At 57.7% G+C, this 21,795-nt stretch carries 19 protein-coding genes; 15 read left to right on the forward strand and 4 right to left on the reverse strand.

What is annotated here, in order from left to right:
• Positions 1 to 100: 100 nt before the first annotated feature.
• From ACR0AM_RS17570 to ACR0AM_RS17585, 4 genes are all read left to right on the forward strand, one after another.
• The gene (locus ACR0AM_RS17570) at positions 101 to 2,296 is read left to right on the forward strand and encodes an efflux RND transporter periplasmic adaptor subunit (protein WP_170417912.1); all 2,196 of its coding nucleotides are present in this window, start codon (positions 101 to 103) and stop codon (positions 2,294 to 2,296) included.
• Complete coding sequence (locus ACR0AM_RS17575; RefSeq protein ID WP_170417917.1) at positions 2,293 to 5,472, forward strand: efflux RND transporter permease subunit; 3,180 nt, start codon at positions 2,293 to 2,295, stop codon at positions 5,470 to 5,472. The genes ACR0AM_RS17570 and ACR0AM_RS17575 overlap by 4 nt, the downstream gene beginning before the upstream one ends.
• A 29-nt stretch (positions 5,473 to 5,501) precedes the next feature.
• The gene (locus ACR0AM_RS17580) at positions 5,502 to 5,843 is read left to right on the forward strand and encodes a copper-binding protein (RefSeq protein ID WP_170417920.1); all 342 of its coding nucleotides are present in this window, start codon (positions 5,502 to 5,504) and stop codon (positions 5,841 to 5,843) included.
• Between the two features lie 565 nt (positions 5,844 to 6,408).
• Positions 6,409 to 7,029, forward strand: coding sequence for a class I SAM-dependent methyltransferase (locus tag ACR0AM_RS17585; protein ID WP_170417923.1), 621 nt, complete (start codon positions 6,409 to 6,411; stop codon positions 7,027 to 7,029).
• Positions 7,030 to 7,102: 73 nt separating this feature from the next.
• Here ACR0AM_RS17585 and ACR0AM_RS17590 read toward each other — a convergent pair whose 3' ends face one another.
• Both ACR0AM_RS17590 and ACR0AM_RS17595 read right to left on the reverse strand, forming a co-directional pair.
• Positions 7,103 to 8,533 carry an ATP-binding protein gene (locus ACR0AM_RS17590; RefSeq protein WP_237217564.1) on the reverse strand — a complete coding sequence of 477 codons (1,431 nt, stop codon included), beginning with the start codon at positions 8,531 to 8,533 and terminating at the stop codon, positions 7,103 to 7,105.
• Complete coding sequence (locus tag ACR0AM_RS17595; protein ID WP_170417925.1) at positions 8,497 to 9,222, reverse strand: response regulator; 726 nt, start codon at positions 9,220 to 9,222, stop codon at positions 8,497 to 8,499. Before ACR0AM_RS17595 ends, ACR0AM_RS17590 begins: the two co-directional genes overlap by 37 nt.
• A gap of 172 nt (positions 9,223 to 9,394) precedes the next feature.
• Between ACR0AM_RS17595 and ACR0AM_RS17600 the strand changes: the two genes are divergently transcribed.
• From ACR0AM_RS17600 to petA, 9 genes are all read left to right on the forward strand, one after another.
• Positions 9,395 to 9,910 carry an EF-hand domain-containing protein gene (locus ACR0AM_RS17600; RefSeq protein ID WP_170417928.1) on the forward strand — a complete coding sequence of 172 codons (516 nt, stop codon included), beginning with the start codon at positions 9,395 to 9,397 and terminating at the stop codon, positions 9,908 to 9,910.
• Positions 9,911 to 10,161: 251 nt separating this feature from the next.
• Positions 10,162 to 10,884 carry a TVP38/TMEM64 family protein gene (locus ACR0AM_RS17605; RefSeq protein ID WP_331252139.1) on the forward strand — a complete coding sequence of 241 codons (723 nt, stop codon included), beginning with the start codon at positions 10,162 to 10,164 and terminating at the stop codon, positions 10,882 to 10,884.
• A complete protein-coding gene (locus ACR0AM_RS17610; RefSeq protein ID WP_157054266.1) occupies positions 10,881 to 11,249 on the forward strand; it encodes a hypothetical protein in 369 nt (122 codons plus the stop codon). The genes ACR0AM_RS17605 and ACR0AM_RS17610 overlap by 4 nt, the downstream gene beginning before the upstream one ends.
• 84 nt (positions 11,250 to 11,333) lie before the next feature.
• Complete coding sequence (locus ACR0AM_RS17615) at positions 11,334 to 11,693, forward strand: hypothetical protein (protein WP_152460765.1); 360 nt, start codon at positions 11,334 to 11,336, stop codon at positions 11,691 to 11,693.
• A gap of 132 nt (positions 11,694 to 11,825) precedes the next feature.
• Positions 11,826 to 12,875 (forward strand): YncE family protein, encoded by a 1,050-nt coding sequence (locus tag ACR0AM_RS17620; RefSeq protein WP_170417931.1) that lies wholly within the window; start codon positions 11,826 to 11,828, stop codon positions 12,873 to 12,875.
• 132 nt (positions 12,876 to 13,007) lie between these two features.
• On the forward strand, positions 13,008 to 15,293 hold the full coding sequence (locus ACR0AM_RS17625) for a copper-transporting P-type ATPase (protein WP_170418025.1): 2,286 nt from the start codon (positions 13,008 to 13,010) through the stop codon (positions 15,291 to 15,293).
• Positions 15,290 to 16,624, forward strand: coding sequence for an APC family permease (locus ACR0AM_RS17630; protein WP_255612171.1), 1,335 nt, complete (start codon positions 15,290 to 15,292; stop codon positions 16,622 to 16,624). The genes ACR0AM_RS17625 and ACR0AM_RS17630 overlap by 4 nt, the downstream gene beginning before the upstream one ends.
• Positions 16,621 to 16,899, forward strand: a complete 279-nt coding sequence (locus tag ACR0AM_RS17635) for a DUF2933 domain-containing protein (protein WP_170417934.1) — start codon at positions 16,621 to 16,623, stop codon at positions 16,897 to 16,899. The genes ACR0AM_RS17630 and ACR0AM_RS17635 overlap by 4 nt, the downstream gene beginning before the upstream one ends.
• A 325-nt stretch (positions 16,900 to 17,224) precedes the next feature.
• Entirely contained in the window at positions 17,225 to 17,773 is a 549-nt protein-coding gene (gene petA / locus ACR0AM_RS17640; protein WP_050605700.1) for a ubiquinol-cytochrome c reductase iron-sulfur subunit, read from the forward strand.
• 292 nt (positions 17,774 to 18,065) lie between these two features.
• Here petA and ACR0AM_RS17645 read toward each other — a convergent pair whose 3' ends face one another.
• Together ACR0AM_RS17645 and ACR0AM_RS17650 are read right to left on the reverse strand one after the other, a co-directional pair.
• A complete protein-coding gene (locus tag ACR0AM_RS17645; protein ID WP_170417937.1) occupies positions 18,066 to 19,316 on the reverse strand; it encodes an MFS transporter in 1,251 nt (416 codons plus the stop codon).
• Positions 19,303 to 20,331 carry a lysylphosphatidylglycerol synthase domain-containing protein gene (locus tag ACR0AM_RS17650; RefSeq protein WP_170417940.1) on the reverse strand — a complete coding sequence of 343 codons (1,029 nt, stop codon included), beginning with the start codon at positions 20,329 to 20,331 and terminating at the stop codon, positions 19,303 to 19,305. Before ACR0AM_RS17650 ends, ACR0AM_RS17645 begins: the two co-directional genes overlap by 14 nt.
• Positions 20,332 to 20,420: 89 nt before the next feature.
• Here ACR0AM_RS17650 and ACR0AM_RS17655 point away from each other — a divergent pair, with 89 nt between their 5' ends.
• Positions 20,421 to 20,834, forward strand: a complete 414-nt coding sequence (locus tag ACR0AM_RS17655; protein ID WP_170417943.1) for a heavy metal-responsive transcriptional regulator — start codon at positions 20,421 to 20,423, stop codon at positions 20,832 to 20,834.
• A gap of 284 nt (positions 20,835 to 21,118) precedes the next feature.
• Positions 21,119 to 21,595: a DUF411 domain-containing protein gene (locus tag ACR0AM_RS17660; RefSeq protein WP_170417950.1), complete on the forward strand. Its 477-nt coding sequence runs from the start codon at positions 21,119 to 21,121 to the stop codon at positions 21,593 to 21,595.
• The last annotated feature ends 200 nt before the right edge of the window (positions 21,596 to 21,795 follow it).

Below are 21,795 nucleotides of genomic sequence, written 5' to 3' on the forward strand. Positions count from 1 at the left end.
CGATCGTCCTCCACAAATCTCCTAACATCCACAGGCCCGTCAGCGCGGGTTTTCATGTTGTTTCGGTTCGAGCATGCACTGCGACCGTCAGGAGATTATTATGCGTGGAAGATATGCGGCACTATCAGTACTTGCCTTGGCGATTGGCCTGGGTGGAGGTGTCTTTCTTGAAAGACTGTACCTGAATCCAATTGATCAGGGCCAGTCGAACGAACCAGAGGTCCTTTATTGGGTAGCACCGATGGATCCGAATTTTCGGCAGCCTGGACCTGGAAAATCGCCGATGGGTATGGACTTGATCCCGGTTTATTCTGGGCAGGAACCTACCGGCGACCCTGAAGAAGTCACCCTGAGCGCTGCGGAAATCAACGCAATTGGTGTGCGAACTGCGGTTGCACGCATGACTGATATCGAACCTCGCATCGAAACGGTGGGTTTCGTCGGCTTTGACGAACACCTGACCAATCACGTTCATACGCGTGTTGAAGGTTGGATTGAGCAACTGAAAGTTCGAGCGGTCGGTGATCGCGTTGAGAAGGGGCAAGTTTTATTTGAACTCTTTTCACCACTGATCGCAGCTGCGACCGGCGATCTTGTACGCGCAGTCGAAGCTGGTGACCCGCGGATTTTGGACGCGGCGCGCAATAAGTTGATCAGCCACGGTATGTCCGCTCGTCAGGTTGCTGAGATTGAGGCGGGCGGTGAGTTGGTTCGAAATGTGGAAATTGAGGCACCTCAAAACGGTGTCGTCATAGCTCTGAATGCCGCCGATGGCATGTACCTGCAGCCAGGCACGCTTGCTTTTTCGGTAACCGATCTTTCTGAAGTATGGCTGATCGTTGATGTATTTGAACGAGATATTGCACGTTTGTCGGAAGATATGCGCGCGATAGCAAGGTTCGAGCACCTACCCGGTCGCACCTTCGAAGGCGACATCGACTATGTTTACCCTGAGCTTGATCCGCAAACCCGAACTCTTCCCGTAAGGCTTAGTTTCGATAACACCGACGGCGTGCTGCGGCCGGGCATGTTTGGCAGTGTTAGCCTTATACCGGATGAAAGCCGAAATGTTCTCACTGTTCCATCAGAGGCGTTAATTCGTACCGGTTCGGCGGAACGCGTCATCTTAAAAACAGGCGATGGTACTTTTCGCCCGAGACTGGTGACTACAGGTCTTCGAGACAGTTTCGGCGAGGGGGGTCGAACAGAAGTTCTGCAAGGGCTTGAACCTGGTGAGGAAGTTGTCGCATCCGCACAGTTTCTAATCGACAGTGAAAGTGCTTTGAGCGCCGGTTTCACCCGAATGGCACCAACGGATACCGAACCAGCACGCGGGGCAGGCACCCTGGTTTCACTCGATGCCCAAAATCGTATGGCAACTGTTCGTCACGATGTTCTCGAAAGCCTCGATTGGCCCGCAATGACTTCGCAGTTTCCGGTGAGGTCTGGTGTTTCGCTCGACAGCTTGAGTGCAGGCGACGCAGTCGCTTTCGTGATCGCACGGGGTGCGGATGGGCTTCTGAGCCTGATGGAGCTTGCACCAGACGATGGTATTGCCGGAACTGGTGCCGGAATCGCGCGCGCCGTCACTTCAGACGGCAAATTGACGCTTGAGCACGGACCGATCCCCGAGCTCGGTTGGGCCGCCATGACAATGGATTTGCCTGTTGTAGGAGTAGATCTCACTACCGTGCCAATCGACATGCCAATTGAGTTTGATCTGGCTGAGGGAGAAGGGGGGATGTTCTCGATTGTGGCAATTCGCGAAGAGGGCTCGCCGCCGACGGATTCCGTTGAACCCGAAGAAACCGACACGCCTTCTGCTCCACCGATTGTAGTCACCGGCACGATCAACCTCGTTAATGCTGAGGCGGGAACGGCAACCATCACTCACGGGCCGATGACTGAGATTGGCATGCCCGGAATGACCATGGATTTCCCATTAGAACCTACATTGGACACAAGCATGCTCGAAGTCGGTTCTGAAATGACTCTGACTTTCGCGCGTGCAGATGGCATGACAATGGTGTTGGCTGCGGCAACGCCTATTGCACCGCCACTTCAGGTTTCTGGCCGGATTAACAGTATCGACCCGAACGCGCGTACCGCGAACGTAACACACGGTCCGATGACTGAGATCGGCATGCCGGGCATGACCATGGATTTCCCGGTTGCGGAGGGGATTGAGGTTTCTAACTTGCCTGTAGGGATTGATGTTTCTTTGATCCTTCGCCGCAATCCCGACTTTTCGATGACGCTGTTAGAGGTCGCGCTTGATGGGAGTGTTACGCAGTGATCACGGCCATCATTCGTTCTTCGCTCGCCAACAGGTTCGTCATCTTGGCCCTCGCATTCATGATAGGAGTTGCGGGTATTTGGGCCATTCGTGAGACGCCGGTTGATGCAATCCCGGATCTGTCGGATGTCCAGGTAATTGTTCGCACGCCATATCCCGGGCAAGCGCCTCAAGTTGTCGAAAACCAAATCACATATCCACTTGCGACAGCCCTATTGGCCGTACCCGGTGCAAAAGACGTTCGCGGGTTCTCGTTCTTTGGAGACAGCTTTGTATATGTTGTCTTTGAGGACGGGACGGACCTCTACTGGGCTCGGTCGCGTGTGCTCGAATACTTGGGCCAGATTACCGGCAGCTTACCTGAGGGCGTGTCACCACAACTTGGCCCTGATGCGACTGGGGTCGGGTGGATTTATCAGTATGCGCTGGTTGACAGAACCGGAAATCATGATCTGGCTCAGCTCAGGACTCTGCAGGATTGGTTTCTGAAATACGAATTACAAGCCGTGGAAGGCGTCTCAGAAGTCGCCACCATCGGCGGAATGGTCAAACAGTACCAGGTCGTCGTCGACCCAAACAAACTACGTGCCTATGACATAACACTTGCACAATTGAGGACGGCTATTCAGGCGGCCAACCGCGAGACGGGCGGCAGCGTCATTGAGATGGGGGAAGCCGAATTCATGGTCAGGTCCTCGGGCTACATTGACGAATTGTCAGACCTTGCAAGCGCGCCGTTGATGGTCAACGACCGTGGCGCCGCTCTGACGCTTGGAGACGTCGCTGAAATCCGTCTGGGGCCGGAAATGCGGCGCGGTGTCGGAGAACTCGACGGGCAAGGAGACGCGGTTGGTGGAGTAGTCATTCTGCGATGGGGTGGGAATGCGTTGGCAACGATCAAAGCGGTGGAGGCGCGCATCGAAGAGTTGCGCTCAAACCTGCCGGAGGGGGTCGAAATCATAACGACCTACGACCGATCTGGTGTGATCGAGCGTGCTATCGATAACCTCCAGAAGAAACTGACGCAGGAATTCATTGTCGTTGTTCTTGTGTGCGCGGCTTTTCTACTTCATCTGCGGTCATCCCTCGTAATTCTTCTGTCGCTCCCTCTGGGAATCTTTGCCGCATTTATTCTGATGAAGGCGCAAGGAGTAAACGCAAACATCATGTCGCTCGGCGGCATAGCCATCGCTATTGGTGCGATGGTCGACGCATCGATTGTGATGATCGAGGCGATGCACAGGCGGTTGGAAAAAGAAAAGCTCACAGCAGAGAACCGATGGCGGATTGTGCAAGAGTGCGCTTCTGAGGTGGGACCAGCCCTTTTTTATTCTCTGGCGATTATCACGGTTAGTTTTTTGCCTGTTTTCGTTCTGGAAAATCAGGAAGGTAGGCTCTTCTCGCCACTCGCTTATACCAAAACCTACGCCATGGCTGCAGCCGCCATCCTTTCGATAACGCTGGTTCCGGTCTTGATGGGTTACTTTGTAAGGGGGCGTATTCTACCGGAGCGAAAAAATCCGCTAAATCGCTTGGTTGTGTTCGTGTACCGCCCATTTCTGGACGCGGCAATTGCCTGGCCATGGGCAACAACACTGTTGGCCGGCGTTCTGGTGACGTCCATGTGGTACCCGTACCAGAGAATTGGCTCTGAATTCATGCCCGAGTTGAACGAAGGTGATTTTCTCTACATGCCGAGCTTCTACCCCGGGATCTCGACGGGAAAAGCCCGTGAGGTACTGCAGCAGACCAACCGCCTGATCGCGACCGTGCCTGAAGTCGAAACTGTTCACGGTAAAGTTGGGCGTGCGGAGACTGCAACCGATCCAGCACCTCTAACGATGGTGGAGACCACAATCCAACTCAAGCCGGAAGAAGAATGGCGCCCCGGCATGACAATGGAGAAAATCCGGAATGAGCTCGATCGTATCGTTCAGGTTCCGGGCGTTACAAATGTTTGGATCCAACCTATCAAGAACCGCATCGATATGCTTGCGACAGGTATCCGTACTCCTGTCGGTGTCAAAATATCCGGCACCGACTTGGAGGTCATTACAGATATAGGGATCGAAGTAGAGCGTGCGGTCGCTGATATTGATGGAACGGCTTCCGCCTACGCAGAGCGACCTGTTGGCGGGCGTTTCATCGAAATCGACGTCAAACGAGATGCCGCCTCCCGATACATGATGAGTGTTCGAGAAGTTCAGGACGTAGTGCAGACCGCAATTGGCGGTATGCAAGTGTCGGAATCTGTGGAGGGGCTGGAGAGGTTTCCTATAAACCTTCGGTACCCTCAGGCATGGCGAGACAGCCCGGAACGGCTCGAAAATCTTCCTGTCGTCACGCCGTCGGGTGCTCATGTGCCACTGTCCGCTCTCGCCGATATTCGAATAGTTGACGGGCCGGGAATGATACGATCAGAGAACGCTCGACGAACTGGGTTCGTGTTCATCGACATCGCGGGGCGCGACCTGGGCGGCTATGTGGCCGAAGCACAAGAGGTGGTTACAGAAAAGGTCGACCTGCCTCCAGGTTACTCGCTGACTTGGTCAGGGCAGTATGAGTACATAGAGAGAATGCAGGACAGGTTGACGATCGTTGCTCCTGCAACCCTGCTAATTATCACGCTCATGCTTTTCTTGGCGTTCAATCGGGTGATTGAGGTCGGGATAATTCTTGCGGCGCTCCCGGTCGCATTGGCAGGTGGGGTTTGGTTCTTATGGTATCTTAACTTCGATATCTCAATTGCTGTGCTCGTGGGCTTCATCGCGCTGGCGGGAGTTGCCGTGGAAACAGCGATTGTCATGTTGTTGTACCTCAATCTTGCTTGGGAGAAACGTCGAGGGCTGGCGCAATCGGAACAGCGAAAGCTGACACGTGACGATATCGAAGACGCGGTGTTCGAAGGAGCCGTTCTTCGGGTTCGGCCGAAGGTAATGACTGTAGCCACGATCTTTGCAGCACTGATACCCATCATGTACGGCACCGGTACAGGCTCTGAAATCATGCAGCGGATCGCTGCGCCGATGATTGGGGGCATGGTGACAGCGACCCTTCTTACGCTTTTTGTCATTCCCGCAATATTCGTGATTTGGAAACGGCTCGCGCTCAATCGCGTGAACCGAGAGATCTCCCACACGATCCAGGAAGTGCCCCCTGCGCTTCCGGCAGAATAATACCCACAACCTTGAAACAGGAGCATCTGATGAAAACTTTGACTGCAATTTTGGCCCTATTGGCCGTGTCTACAACATCCGGCATCGCGCAAACGAACCACGGCATGGACCATTCCAACATGCCCATGTCTTCCGAACAGATGGAAGGTGCGGTCCACGCAAAGGCTTTGGTGAACTCAATTGGCGACGAAACCGCTAACGTCAGCCATGATCCGATCCCCGAGATCGGGTGGCCCGCGATGACGATGGATTTGCAGCTTCTTGAGAATGCCCAGATGATGGGTGAGATCAGCGCAGGTGACGAAGTCACACTGATGTTGGTCAAAAGCGATGATGGTATGTATGCGATCGGCGCGATCATGAAAAACTGAGTCTGTTGATGCGGCAGCTATTCACCAATGATGTGATTGTTCGCCGTTTCAACGACTGTAGGAAATTCTATGAACTAAGAGAAATGGAGTAGGAGCCACTCAAGAACCAAATCGTATTTCAACGATCTGTGGCTCTGCTCATAAGTTATCAGTCCATTGTCGGTTAAAGGCGCTTTAAGCAATTCGTTGACTGATTGAAGCTCCAAAGCTCAGAAAATCTTCCGGCTATACTGATTGAACAGAGCAATCCAGGCAAGCAGTACACAAACTGCCAACGCTTCGGTATCTCCGGCCCGCGCCACTGCAGTTAAACTGCGCAAAATTCTGGAGCTACTTGCGCAGCCCAGTGGAAATCTGACCGACAAGCAAATCCCACCTAAAACATTTCACAATTGGAATGTGTGTACTACATTGTCGCCGAGATGACTTCACGCGGCCATTCAACGGACCAGCGTCGAATTGTCTGGGGCGTTGCCTTGTTGGTTTTTGCTTCAGTCGAAAACGCAGCGCGGAGCGGTCAAAATGAGGATATCTCCAGGGCGACGACTTGGGAAAACGATACGACATGACAGCTAACACAAGAGAGCACTGGGACGATGTCTATGGCGAGAAGTTTGACACCCAATTGAGTTGGCACGAGGATGATCCAGAGATATCGCTTGAACTCATCGAGTTGATCAGAGTGTCTAAGCCTTCATCCGTCATCGACATTGGTGGAGGTACATCTCGTCTTGCTGGAGCGTTGCTTGCGAAGGGGCTCCATGACGTGACAGTTCTCGATCTATCGCAGGTCGCGTTGGACACGGCCCGGGAAAGGTTGGGGCGCGCCGCTGAAACAGTCACTTGGATTTCTGCAGATATAACTTCTTGGGTCCCCGATCGCAGATATGACGTCTGGCATGATAGGGCGGTTTTTCACTTTCTCGTGGATACATCGCAACGCGCGGCCTATCTGGAAAGCGTGAAGAAAGGGGTAAAAATTGGCGGCCATGTGATCATTGCTACGTTTGCACTTGATGGGCCGGAGACTTGCAGTGGTCTCCCTGTCGCCCGCTATAGTCCGAGCGATATCGCCGTGCTTTTTGAGGAACACTTTGAACTCGTCGCGCATCGCCATCACCTGCACCAAACCTCTTGGGGGGAAAGTCAGTCTTTCCAGTTCAGTGTTCTCCGCCGCTGCGTTTGAGCCCACACCTGAAACTGGCCCAAAGCGGTACGCTTCCAATAAGCTTTCGGGGCATGCCGATTGTGTTCACAAGTTACGTTTGGCCCTCAAAAACTGGCAGAACCACCTTAGCGCACAAGCCGCCAGTTTCCCCGTTTAGCAATTCTATCGTGCCACCGTGCGACTGGATGATCGTACGTGCGATCGACAGCCCCAAGCCGGTTCCGCCAGTCTCTCGCGAGCGGGATGTTTCAAGCCGCACGAATGGGTCGAATACCGCATCGAGCATATGCTCGGGGATGCCGGGCCCCTGATCCTGGATCAATATTTTTGCCTCATTCCCCTCTTGCATGACTGAGACGTTGGCCCGGGCACCATACCGGCAGGCGTTTTCAATGATATTGCGCAGAGCTCGCTTCATCAGCATCGGCCGAAGCGTGACGGCCGGATTGTCTGCGACCGATACTTCAACCGTGTCACCGGCTTGCACAATGTCTTCGGTCGTTTTGGTTACGAATTCACCAATTGGGACGGTACTGGAAGGTTCGCGCGTGGCCACGCCCTTGGCAAATGACAGGGTGGAGTCCACCATCTCCTGCATTTCCTCGATGGTCTCGATCAGATGGTCACGGGTCTCCTCTTCCTCCACCAGTTCGGCGCGAACCCGCAATCCCGTCAGTGGCGACCGCAAATCGTGACCCAGCGCCCCCAATAGTCTGGTCCGATCGGCAACATAGCGAGTCAGCCTATCACGCATATGGTTGAACGCCTGCGTCAAATCTCGCACCTCGGTCGGACCAGAAACCGTCAGTTCCTGGACGTCTTCACCGCGACCAAACTGGTCTGCAGCCAGTGACAGGCGGCGCAACGGGCCGGTCAGCCGTGTCAGTAGAAACCAAATGGCTGCTCCAAGAATTAAAGTTGCAGTGAAACCGAAGCTGACGAAGGACTGCAAAGGCCATTGCAGAGGAGGGTTATGGAACCGGGTATCCACGTTGAGCCATTGATCGGTCGTCAGAGCGATCGACAGCTGCATTTCAATTGCGGAAACGTGATCACGCATCATTGCCATGTGCATTTCAGCCATTGTAGACGGAACACCTTCAACCGGCAGCATATCGGGAGAGAACTCATGCAACTCTACCCGGATGGGACGGTTTTCATAGCCTGGCAGAATTCTGCGGATTGTGTTTTCGACCGTCCCACCAGCGCTATGTCCGGTGTGATCGACTGCGGGCGTATCTGTAAGGCTGAAACGCACCAGTGGAGAACTTGCCGCCCGCAGGATCGCGTCGTGCATCTCGGGTGGAGCTTCTTCAATCAGCCGCGCGATGTTTGCGGCGCGTCCGGCGGTTTCCAGGCCAAGGGCCATGTGCACTGCCATTGAGCGTTCGTCGACGAACAGCCACAGGCTGACCAGTTGCGCGGCAGCCAGCGCGGCGATGATCAAAAGGATAAGCTGACCGCGCAGACTTTGGGCAAAGGCTTTCATCCCGTAAGCTCGCTCACGTCGGTCGACAGGCAATAACCGCCACCTCTTATCGTGGTGATGAGCTTCGGCCGCGTTGGGTCAGCTTCGATCTTGCGACGCAAGCGGCTGACCTGGTTGTCGATCGTACGGTCGAACAAGTGCGGGCTGCGGCCGGCGGTCAAATCCAGCAGTTCGTCTCGCGACAGGAGTTTGCGGGGCCGCTGCAGGAATACGGCCAGCAGCCGGACATCGGCGGTGGTCAGACTTTCTTCGGCCCCTTCGGCGGATATCAAGGTGCGACTGTCGGCATCCAGAACCCAGCTTCCAAAGGCGATCCGTTTGCCGCTCAGATCGCCAGCCGGGGGGACGGTGGTTTCGGAACGCCGCAGGATCGCCTTGATCCGGGCCAGCAATTCACGTGGGTTGAATGGTTTGGGCAGGTAGTCATCGGCGCCGATCTCTAAACCCACGATACGGTCGGTGTCATCGCTGAGGGCTGTCAGCATCAGGATCGGCGGGCCACCGGCCGCGGACAGGCGGCGACAGACCGACAATCCGTTTTCGCCCGGCATCATGATGTCGAGTACGATAAGATCAATCCGACCGGCCGCCAGTCGTGCGTCCATCTCGGTTGCGTCGCGCGCGGTACTGGCGCGCAACCCATTCTTTTCCAGATAGCGGCTGACAGCATCACGGATTTCGCGGTGGTCGTCGACAATCAAGATATGTGGTGCTTCAGTCATGGCGCAATCATAAGCCCCGGCGCGGTACAAATCCCGGCTTTTTTGTATCCCTTTGTATCAGTTGGGCGGGCTGCGACACAACGATACAAACCGGGTTGAGCAGGGGGGTGGTGGCGCGACCGAGGGCGGCCATATGCTTTGTGTAGAAACAAAAACCCGAGAGGTGAAAGTCATGAAACGTACCTTCACGCTGGCCGCTGGAGCCATTGCCGCGACTTTGATGGCGCTGCCCGCGCTTGCCGCCGGTCAGCATGGCAGCAGCGCGCAGATGCAGGGCCATGAGGGCGGCATGATGCAGGGTGCGCCCGGCGGCATGATGGGCGATCACGCAGGCATGATGCAAATGATGGTGAAAATGCATGGCCAGATGATGGGCGGCAACTGGCTGGCGGTTCTGGACATGGACGAGGACGGTCGCCCGAGCGAATCTGAGATCGCCGAAGGTCTGAAGGCCCGGATGCAGGCGCATGACGTCAATGGAGATGGCAACCTGTCGATTGATGAGTTCGAAGCGCTGCATTCCGGGATGATCCGCGAAACCATGGTGGACCGATTTCAGCATCTTGATGCCAATGGCGATGGCGTTGTGACCACAGGGGAAATCGAGAAAGGCGCAAAGACGATGTCGCCGAAACACGGCATGAAGGCCTCGAAACCTGTGACAAAGGCTTCTGAAACCAACAACTGAAACGCAACCGTGTAGCCGGGTCATCGCACTCGGCACAAACCACTGAGGAACAAAGCGATGATGGGCTATGGCGCTGGAATGGGGTTTGGAATGATCTGGATGTTGCTGATCGCAGTGTTGATCGTTCTGGCGATCGTAGCGCTGATCAAATACATCGCTAAGTGACCTCGGAATCCGTCACTCCCGTTTAGGGGTGGAGGGCTATGTCATAGGAGGAACGAAAGCTGGAGGGCCTGCACAGCAATAGCCGTTTGGTTTTCATCGCGGTTTTGATCGCGTTGCTGATCGCCACCATCTGGTTGTGGCTGTCTGGCGCGTTGGACGCAGGACTATCGCGCGAAGTCATTACTGCGTGGGTGGATTGGGCCGGCCCGTTCGGACCCGTTGTCATCATCGGCTTCATGACAGCCGCAGTGGTTGCCAGCCCAATCCCCAGCGCTCCGATCGCTGTCGCTGCCGGGGTGGCATATGGGCATGGGCTGGGAACCGCATTGGTTGCTATCGGAGCGGAGTTGGGGGCGCTGCTGGCGTTCCTGATAGCCCGTTGGTTGGGGCGCGACGCGCTGCGCCAGTGGTTCGGCGACAAGCTGGACTTGGGGTTGCTTGGATCGCAGAATGCCCTGATGTTGACCGTGTTCACCAGCCGCCTGATGCCTTTCGTTTCTTTCGACATGGTCAGCTATGCCGCCGGTCTGACCCGACTTCAATTTTGGCGGTTCGCACTGGCCACCTTGGCTGGACTCCTGCCGGCCAGTTTCGTTCTGGCCCATCTGGGCAGCCAGATTACCGAAACCGCGACAGGCGGCACCAGCCTTGCGGTTATCGGGCTTGGGCTGTTGACGGGGGCGCCACTTATCTGGTTGGCTTGGAAACGCAAGATGCCTGTTGGCTCTTCAGACCACGAATTGAGCCAGATCAATGCGACCGGTCCAAGCGGCCCTAAACTGTTGGAGAATGGAGGAAACCCTAAGTGATCCGCGCACAATGGATATCAACTGCGACACGGACGGCCCGAGCCATGGGCCGGCTGCAGGTCCTGTTGATCTGTGCGTTGGTGGTTTCGATGCTGATCTCTGTTGTGCCGTCCCATGCCGGGCATGACATCGCGAAGGCCGCCACCCAGGCCGAGCTTGTGATCGATGACAGCGGTGGGTATCCCGCGTCTCATCCATCAGAAGAATTAGACTGCTCAGTGCACCCGGGCTGCTATGCGATGGCAGTTATGGCGGCACCTGAATTGCTCTCGATGCGTATTGCTACGCCCGTGGCGCCAGAACGGTTCCGGCCACGCGCAAGCCTGCCGGTCGCACCACTACCACATCCGCCAAACCTGTCCTGAACGTGACCGGCAATGGCTCCGGAATCGCTCCGGGGTCTTGCCCAAGCCGTTGATTGCGGCCCAACTCAGTTCAGGACACTTACCATGCTTACCATTCTGTACTTTTTCGTCACGGGCGTGGTGCTATTCGCACTGTTGCGCCTGACCTGTGGCCCCTGTGTGATGGGGACACAAGAACATCATCCCGGTGTTCCGGTGACAACCCTTGGCTGGGCGCTCAGCCTGTTTCTGGCCGCAACCTACCTGCTGTGCGTGGCCTTTGACCTGATCTTTCCAAGTTTTGCCATGTACCGGGCTTGGATCGGCCTGATGCCCGGAATGACTTGGCTCAGCCTGCCCTCATTCCTGTTGGGACTGTTATGGGCGTTTCTCTACGGCTGGTACGCCGCGTTGCTGTTCGGCGGACTGTTCAATGTCTTTGCGGCTCGCACAAAACTCAACTGATTGAAAGGACAAAGCCATGAAGGCCATCGCTCTGACCCTGCTTTTGACGCCCTTCCTGATGGCCGTCATCTACCGGATTTTTCTGCACGTGCCCGCCAATGCGCGCGTTTCAGTTGACGAAAGGAAACCTAAATGACCCTGTTCAATCTGGCCGCAGGCCTGTCCGTCGCAGCTTTGACTGCGCCTTCGCTCACGCTGGCGGCAACCGTGTTCATTCCCGAAGGCAGCGCGGACTCGGTTCTGGTGATCGACTCCGAAACCGGCAAGACCGTCGAGCGGCTGCCGAGGCTCGTGGCGGTCCATGGGCTGGCCGGCGCGCCCGGCTTTAAGTACCTGGTCGCGGGCAGCTACGCAGAAACCGAGGCCACAACGCCACCAAAACCCGAAGGTATGTCCAAGGATGAACACGCTGCGCACCACGCCAAGCGCGATGTCACTGCGTTGCCCAAAGACAAGGGGCGGAGCCTGCTGACGATCCTTGATGCGGAAACACGCGAGGTCGTCCGCCAGATCGAGGTTCCAGGTGCGGTGCATCACACTGCGGTGTCGCCCGACGGGCGGTTCGCGGTGGCGACCCATCCGGGCGGTGACGGTATTTCGATCGTCGATCTCGATAAGCTCAGCTTCCTTGGTTTCGTAGCAACCGGGCCAATGCCCAACTATGCGGTATTCGCGCCTGACGGCGACAGGGTCTATGTCACCAATACCGGCAATGGTACACTTAGCGAAGTGGATGTCGTCAAAGGCTTCGTCGTACGCAACATGCCCGTCGGCGAAGGCCCTGAGCATCTTGTACTTAACGCCACCGGCAGCGCCGCCTTCGTAGCCGACAGTGATGGTGGCAAGGCCTTCCGCGTAGATCTTGCCAGCGGTTCTGTCACCGAAACCTATGACATTGGAGGCGAGTTGCACGGGATCGGCCTGTCCGACCGCGAGGGCGTACTGTTCGTGGCCGCCAAAGGCACCGACCGGTTGTTGTCGATTGATCTTGCTACGGGCAAACAGCGCTCGACCAACCTGTCACCGGCACCTTATCACCTGACGACCATACCGAACTCAGGCAAAGTGATGGTATCAAGCCGAACCGAACCGAAGGTCTGGATCGTCGATCAAGTCAGCCTGACGGCTATTACCGAAATGCCGATACTGGGTGAGGGCCACCAGATGGTTGTTCTGCCCTGAAGGACTGTGCCCGGCATTGCGTAATTAAACGGCTCTACGACCAAAGCTTAAACCAGGGAGCAGAACATGACAGAAGACCACGACATCAGAATCCACGCGAACGGCCCGACCGAGGTCGCTTACGTCTGCCCCATGCATTCTGACGTGCGTCAATCTGGGCCCGGCGACTGTCCCAAATGCGGGATGCACCTTGTGCCCGAGGGCGAGGTGGATGCGCATGCGCATCACCACCATTCCGCGCATCATGGCGCGACGGACGAGAACGGTGAATATGACATCGTTCCGACAGGCTATGACGGACCCGTATATACCTGCCCGATGCATCCGCAGGTGCGGCAAACCCATCCCGGGTCCTGTCCACTCTGCGGCATGGGGTTGGAGCTGGAAAGCGCGGCGATGGTGGACGAGGGGCCGAACCCGGAACTGGTGGATTTCACCCGGCGCCTATGGGTAGGTGCGATTCTGACGCTTCCACTTTTGGTTTTCACGATGGGCCCCTACGTTGGGCTGTCTGGTGTGCGAGAGATTTTTGGTGAGCGAACAACCCTATGGATTGAACTGATACTTGGCACTCCGGTTGTTCTTTGGTGCGGTTGGCCATTTCTGGAACGAGGGTGGAATTCGTTTCGCACCATGAACCTGAACATGTTCTCGTTGATTGCCATGGGGGTTTCGGCCGCGTGGCTGTTCAGCGTTGTCGCCGTATTGATGCCCCACATATTTCCGGACGGTTTTCGAGATTCAGAAGGCCATGTTGGGGTCTATTTCGAAGCGGCCGCAGTTATCGTTACACTTGTTCTGCTCGGGCAGGTGATGGAACTGCGGGCACGCGAAGGCACAGGAAAGGCAATCCGCGCTTTGCTGGACATGGCCGCAAAGACCGCCCGCATTATCCGCCCTGACAGCAGTGAAGAGGAAATTCCGCTTGAAGAAGTACAGGTAGGTGACCGCCTTCGCGTACGCCCCGGCGACAAGGTGCCAGTAGACGGCATTGTACTCGAAGGGCGCTCATCTGTTGACGAAAGCATGATCTCTGGCGAACCGGTTCCGGTCGAAAAGGTACAAGGCGAGCCGGTCACAGGGGCCACAATCAACGGCACCGGTAGCCTTGTGATCGAAGCAACCCGAGTGGGCTCTGACACAATGCTGTCCCAGATTGTCGAAATGGTGGCCAACGCGCAACGCTCGCGCGCACCAATTCAGAAATACGCTGACAAAGTGGCGGGCTGGTTTGTACCGGCGGTCATAAGTATAGCTGCGCTGGCCTTTATTGCATGGGCAATTTGGGGACCGGCTCCGGCGCTCTCCTACGCCTTGATCGCAGCGGTGTCGGTACTGATCATAGCTTGCCCGTGCGCGCTTGGCCTGGCCACTCCGATGTCGATCATGACGGCCACGGGGCGCGGGGCGCAGGCCGGAGTGCTGATCAAAAATGCCGAAGCGCTGGAGCGGTTCGAGAAGATCGATACTTTGATCGTCGACAAAACTGGCACGCTGACCATGGGCAAGCCAAAGCTTGTGGCTGTATTACCCGAACCTGGCCATGACGAGGTCGAGGTGCTGCGGCTGGCCGCAACGCTGGAGAAGGGCTCGGAGCACCCGTTAGCTGAGGCAATCGTCACAGGAGCCGAGGAACGTGGCGTAGCCCTGTCCGACGCCAGTGACTTCGAGGCGGTGACTGGTAAAGGCGTGAAAGGCACGGTGGATGGCCGCCCCGTCGCGCTCGGCAATCTGAAACTGGTCACCGATCTCGGACTCGAGGCGGCCGAACTGACGGCCAAGGCCAATGCGCGTCGGGATGACGGCGAAACGGTGATGTTCGTGATGCTTGATGGTTCAGTGGCGGGGTTGGTCTGCGTCGCCGACCCGGTCAAGGAAACAACACCAGCCGCACTCAAGGCGCTGCACGAACTGGGTTTCCGGATCATCATGGCGACTGGCGACAACGAACGCACTGCAAAGGCGGTGGCCGAACGTCTGGGTATCGATGAGATTCGAGCCGACGTACTGCCCGAGGACAAGGCCCGCATAATTCGCGAACTGCAGGAGAAAGGCGCAAAGGTCGCCATGGCGGGTGACGGAGTGAACGACGCACCCGCGTTAGCGCAGTCCGATGTGGGCATCGCCATGGGGACCGGTGCCGACGTGGCGATCGAAAGTGCAGGCTTCACGCTGGTCAACGGAAGCCTTGATGGCATCGTGCGCGCCCGTAGGCTGGCCCGCGCTACCATGCGCAATATCCGGCAAAACCTATTCTTTGCCCTGATCTACAACGCCTCGGGCGTTCCGGTGGCGGCGGGTCTTCTGTTCCCGCTTTTCGGCATCCTGATCAGCCCGATGTTTGCGGCCTTCGCTATGAGTGCTTCATCGATTTCAGTGGTGTTGAATGCGCTGCGATTGCGGGGGGCGAAGATTTGAGCACGCACGAGCATAGTACCCACGGCGCCAGTGGCGCGCTGAAGCCCGGATCAATCTCGCTGACCGGAGCCGTCGCCATGGGGACCGGCGTGATGATTGGCGCTGGGATCTTTGCACTTACCGGACAGATCGCCGGGCTGGCGGGGCCATGGTTTCCGCTGTCCTTCGTGGTCGGGGCCGTGGTGACGGTTTTCAGCGCCTATACCTATATCGCCATGTCCAACGCCTGGCCCTCATCAGGCGGCATCGCCATGATCCTGACCAAGGCATATGGGCCCGGGGCGGTTGCGGCGGCGGCCTCGCTGCTGATGGCACTGTCGATGGTGATCAACGAAAGCCTCGTCGCGCGTACTTTCGCGACCTATGCGCTCCGCCCGTTCAACATCGAGAGCGGACCGCTGGTGTCTTTGGTCGCTGTTGCGCTGATCGTCTTTGCCTATGCGGTGAACCGGTCGGGCAACCGGTCGGTGGGGTTGTGGTCGATCATCATGTCGGCGCTCAAGATAGGCGGGATCGCAATATTCGGCATCGCCGCACTTTGGGCTGCGGGCGGAACCTGGCAGGTTCAGGGCTCGGAACCGGCCGCGCCGCTGGGGTTCGTCGCCTCGGTAGCCCTGTCGATCCTCGCCTTCAAGGGCTTTACCACCATCACCAACAGCGGGGCCGAGATCGTCGACCCGCACCGCAATGTCGGGCGCACCATCATGATCTCGATCGCGATCTGCGCGGTGGTCTACCTGCTGGTCGCCCTTGCCGTCGGTGTCAGCCTGCCGCCCGAGCAAATCCGCGCGGCGCAGGACTATGCCCTGGCCGAGGCTGCCAGGCCGGTGCTGGGGCAGGGCGGGTTCTACCTGACCGTGGCGCTGGCGATGGTGGCGACGGCCTCGGGGCTGATCGCCAGCGTTTTCGCTGTGTCCCGGATGCTGGCGATGCTGACCGACATGAAGATGATCCCGCACAGCCATTTCGGCATGACGGGCAGCATCCAGTCTCACACGCTGATCTACACGGTCGTGATTGCGGGCCTGCTTGCGGTGTTGTTCGACCTGTCTCGCATCGCCTCGTTGGGGGCGTTCTTTTACCTGGTGATGGACATGGCGGTGCATTGGGGTGTCTGGCGACGCTTGCGCGGTCAGATCAAAGCCCGTGGATGGGTCTTGCTGACCGCCCTGGCGCTGGACTGCGTAGTCCTGACCGCGTTCACAATACTCAAGCTGCGCTCCGACCCGATGATCGTAGTATATGCCGTTGCTGGCATCGGCTTGGTCTTCGTCTATGAGCGCATCTTTCTCAAACAATGGATCATCGAAAAGGAGACAAATCAGCTATGACCCAATCAAATTTCGACGAAACCCGCGCCACACAGGAGACGACCGAAAGGGTCAGCTCTGACGTAACGGCCGAAGCGCCCAAAACCGAAGATCAGACGGCCAACGGTGCCAAGCGTAATTGGCTCCCGGTTGTCATTGCGATCGCGTTGGGCGCCGCTGTTCTGGGCTGGGAATACCGCGAGACACTCTATCCTTTGCTCAGTTCTCCGTTGCTGTTCTTGCTGGTCTGCGTGGGCATGCATTTCTTAATGCATCGCGGCCACGGCAAACACTGAGAACGGCGCCCTGTATGGCTGGCGGCTTTGCGGCAAGAACACTGCGCAACAAGGAGCAGCAACGGCCAACTGATCAGAACAAATTTGTAACCCAATAAGGAAGGGAAATTGCCATGTTAGCAAATCCAATTCGGAGAGCAGCAACTGAACTGCACCTGACGGCCGGTGCACTAACTGTAAAGGCATTGCACGGTGACACCGACGAAGATCACTCTGATGAATAGGGAATGGGGCATCGCGGTGAAGAAGAGGACCAAGGCGACTGATCCACCTCGTCCGAGTCCTATCATTCGATGAACCCGTCCTGACGCACAGGAGGAACAATATGTCTGAATTTTCTGAAAGACAGGCACCTTCAGAGCCTGAAACTCGGCGCGATTTCTTATACTTCGTCACCGGCGGTGCCGCCATCGTGGCCACGGGCGCGGCGGTCTGGCCACTTGTTAACAGCATGAACCCCAGTGCAGACATCTCCGCCCAAGCCGTTGTCGACATAGATCTTGAAGGTGTCGGACCAGGAACGAGGATCACTGTTAAATGGAAAGGCAAGCCGATCTTTATCGACCACCGGACTAAAGAGCGGATCGCGCTGGCGATAGCAGAAGACGATGCACCAATGATCGACCCGCAACCTGACGCCGAGCGCGTACAGCGACCGGAATGGCTGGTAGTTATTGGCGTTTGCACCCATCTGGGATGCATACCACTCGGGCAGGGCGGCAGCGAACCCACCGGAGACTGGGACGGTTGGTTCTGTCCGTGTCACGGTTCACATTACGACACGTCTGGCAGAATTCGGAAAGGCCCCGCGCCCCGCAACCTCGATCTGCCCCCTTACGAGTTCGTCACCGACACACGGGTCAAAATTGGGTGACGGCGCGGTGAACTTTGTTCAGAGGCGCGTGCCTCACCAAGTTCGTTTGTCAGTCCTCGAATATCCCTCGATCAGCGCCGCGATGCTATGTGGCGGAATTCGACATGTACCCCGCTTTCTGGAGTTTTCGAGAAGAGACCTCGCCGTCATGTTCTGAACGGAACAATTCTAATCGCTGCGCTCAACGTTTTCTGCTTCGCCCATGTTTAGACATGCCATCTTGCCTTTTGACAGGATCGCATCTGAATTGCGGGTTGAGAGGAAACGCTTTGGTCCTGAACAAGGTGCTATTTCAACCCCGTGTCAGCCGCGCGGCGATCGCGACCTGTCCCAGCGCGGCCAGGATCGCAGCGATGAACACGGCTTCGATGGCGATCATGCTGACCACCACACCGCCCACAAGCGGCGCCAGCGCCGCCGGGGCCGCAAAGCTGTTGAACCACGCGGAATAGGCCGGGCGGCGGTCGTCGGGCGAGATCTCCAGCAAATAGCCGAGATAGCCGATGGTCACCCCGTTCATCATCGCGCCGATCAGGAAGAACAGCACCGCGAAACCGGTCAGCCCCGAACCCGTGACCACAAGCAGCAAAACCAGCACCGGAGGTCCGAGACGCACCAGTGCCACTATCCCCAGCAGGCGCAATTTGCCCGCCTGGTCTCCGATGTGGCCCCAGAGCGGATTCGAGGCCAGCGCGCCGACAGTCTGCGCCGCCAACAGCGTTCCGACATCCGCCGCCCCGAGGCCGCTGCGGCTGGCGGCAACGACATAGAACGGCAACGCCATCAGCGTCGCTGCACCAAGCCATTGGAAGATCAGGAACAGCCGGAACCGGTGGTCCTGCCGCAGCGTCGAGAAACCTTCGCGCAGAAATCCAGACAGATTGGCAGGACGGTCCCGTGGCGCCCTTGCAGCGGTAGCGGGCTCACCCGCGGAGACAAAAAGCGTCGCAGAGACGATCATCAGCACCGCGCCGAGCCAGAAGATCAGCGCATAGGCCCTGAGCGGCGGCATCACGTCGAGCGCGTGTCGCAGAAAGCCCGCCACCAGAACCGCCAGAACACCGCCGCCGAAAAAGCGCCAGGCCAACATCCGGCTGCGGCGCTCGGACGGGATCGCCCGGCCGACGATGTCGTTGTAGGGCACCGCGACCACGCCGCTGACAAAGGCATAGACCGTCCACAATCCCAGCATCCCGAGCGCCAGCGGAACCGGAGGCCAATCGACCTGAGGCCAGTCGGCCCCCCACCACAGAAGAATACCGATCATCGCGACCGTGATCGCCCGCCCATAGGCACCAAGGGCGTAGAACGGCATCCGCCGATCGGTGCGCTCGGCGAGGTAGCCCACCGCGAACTGGGGCAGCAGCCAACCAAGACGCAGGACCGTGCTGGCATAGCCCACGGCCAGCGCGCTACCGGTCAGCATATGCACCAGACTGGCCACCACCGTCGCGCTGTCCACCGCCGCCGACCCGCCCTGAAACACCGCACCAGCACCGGCGATGCGCCAAAATCTCGTGTCTTCGGGATTACGCCTTGCCATTCGCCGCCTCTGCCTCCGCCCGGGCGCGGCGGATGTCGATGCCGCTCTGCCACAACACCGTCAGGCCGATCCCGACCACCAGAAGGATCGTCAGCACATAGTTGAACAGGATCATCAGAAGGGCGGTTTCGTCCGGAACGCCAAGCACCTTGAGCGCGAACCCCGCCCCAAAGACAAAGCTCGCCGGGATGCGCACGAAACGACCCAGAACCATGGCGAACCCGGCAAACACCATCAGGAACAGGTAATCCCACGCGCTCAGCACCACGCCAACCGCCAGCCCGGCCCACAGGAAATGGGTTGTCGCCACCAGCTTACCCGCAATGGCTGCGGCAATGGCGGCGACGCGGCGGGCCCGTGCCTGTGGCCAGACGATCCCTTCACCGAGCGCGGTGCGCAGATACGCGCCATCGGCCCCGATGCGGGCGGCAGCCCAGTCGAAGAGTCGGCAGACCAGAGGGTCCTCGCTCAGAAGTGACGCGCGGAACCGGAACAGAACCCAAAGCAGGCTGCCGAAAAGCATCAGGTTCAACAGGCCCGCAACGCTCAATCCCAGCCGCAGGTCACCCTCGATCTGTGGAATCTGGCCGGCGGCGGCCACCGCTCCGGCAAAAAGGGCGAAAACGACGCCGTCGAGGAACCGGGCGATGATCGCGGTTGCAAGCACGGTCGCCATCTTCAAGCGGTCGAGCCGGGCAACCAGCCAGGCCCGGACCAGCGGGCTGATGCCGAGCGGGACAAGGACATTTGCGCCATAACCTGCCAGTAGCGCCCCCGTCAGCCGCAGGGTGCCGACGGGTTTCACGTCGAACAGGATCTGCCGCCACTTCCAGCCGCTCATCAGCTGCTCCAGCAGGATGGTGGCGGCAAGAATCGCGATCCAGAACATGTTGGCTCCGCGCAGGCCCTGCAGAAACAGCGCAAAATCGAGGCTGCCGTAGAGCGCAAACACCAGATAGAGCGCCAGGGCGGAGCCGAATATCGGCAGCAGCCACCGTTTCAGGAAGGTCCGCATTTGACATCCTCGCAACTACCAAGACCTCAATGTTTTAACCTCCGTATCATGATACGGTGTCAAGATGACGGTGACGGAGGGAGACCGCGATGCAACCACTCAAGATCGGCCAGGCCGCGCGCGAGACCGGGATAGGCGTCGAGACGATCAGATTTTATGAAAAGAAGGGCCTTGTCACTCAGCCGCCGCGCCCAATTGACGGCGGCGCGCGGGACTATGGTGGTGACACGCTTTGGCGGCTGAAATTCATATCCGGCGCTAAGAAGCTCGGATTTTCGCTGGCAGAAATCGCGGAAATTTTGGAGTTGCGCACGGCACCAAATACCGAGTGCGTCGCGATGCAGGCCAGAGCGCGCAAAAAGCGGGACGAAATTCAGGAACGGATCGAAGGGCTTGCACGGTTGAGGAACAATCTGGACGAGCTGATCGCGGCGTGTCCGGGGCGTGGTGGAATTCAGAACTGTTCGATCGTGGGCGCCATAGAACGCAGCAGTGAGAAATAGGCGCAATTCCGGCCTTGAACGGAGGGTAGCGGCGTTGCTTGCGAACCGGGTTATTGCCAAGCAGGACCCAGAACGGCAGGTGCAGCGAAAAAAGGAGAGCGAGGGTTCCGCTTCCGAGCAGAGTTTGCGCCAGATCATTGTGAGAAATCCCTGCGTCGCCCAGAAAGCCATATCTGATGAGTGTCGGAGGGTGACGGACAAGTCGGCCCTGTAAATGCGGTCCAGCTTTTATCCTACCGGTGCGATTTTATATCGGTTTAAGACAAGTTTACCCAAGAGGGAACATGACAATGAATAACCTGAGCCGCCGCCGCTTGATGCAAGGAGCCGCGGCAATTGCGTGCAGCGCGGCGCTTCCCGCCTTCGCGAAAACCGGTCCCTCAATCCATGTCCTGAAGGATCCGAATTGTGGGTGCTGCGGATCGTGGATCAAAATCATGCGGGCGGAAGGTTTTGAAGTAGGCGTGGAAAACAGTGCTTGGGAGGCCTTGAACGCTTACAAAACCGCCAATGGGATTCCGGAGGGCATGATGTCATGCCACACGGGTCGCGTGGAGGGCTACATGATCGAAGGACACGTCCCATCCGCTGACATTCGGCGCCTGCTGGGCGAACGCCCGAATGCTGTCGGACTGTCGGTTCCGGGAATGCCTTTCGGCTCACCGGGCATGGGGCCGGAAAGTGAACGCGAAGCCTTCGACGTCTTTCTGATCCGCAAGGATGGAACCACAGAGGTGTTCGCCAGCTACCCGGCCGCATAATTTCCCGATGGCGCTGGCAAGATCCTGACAAACACGGCGCTCGCTTCTGCTGCCTGGTTTACGTGACATTCTTCACGGCAAACCAGTTGATCCGTGACTTCACGCCTGCCTTGTCCTACCGGGCAAGTTCCAGCCTACGGTGAAAAAATACCTGCGTCCGCAAAGCCTGATGACCGGCTTTGCGGACAAAACCGACATCC

Source organism: Ruegeria sp. AD9, assembly GCF_056542305.1.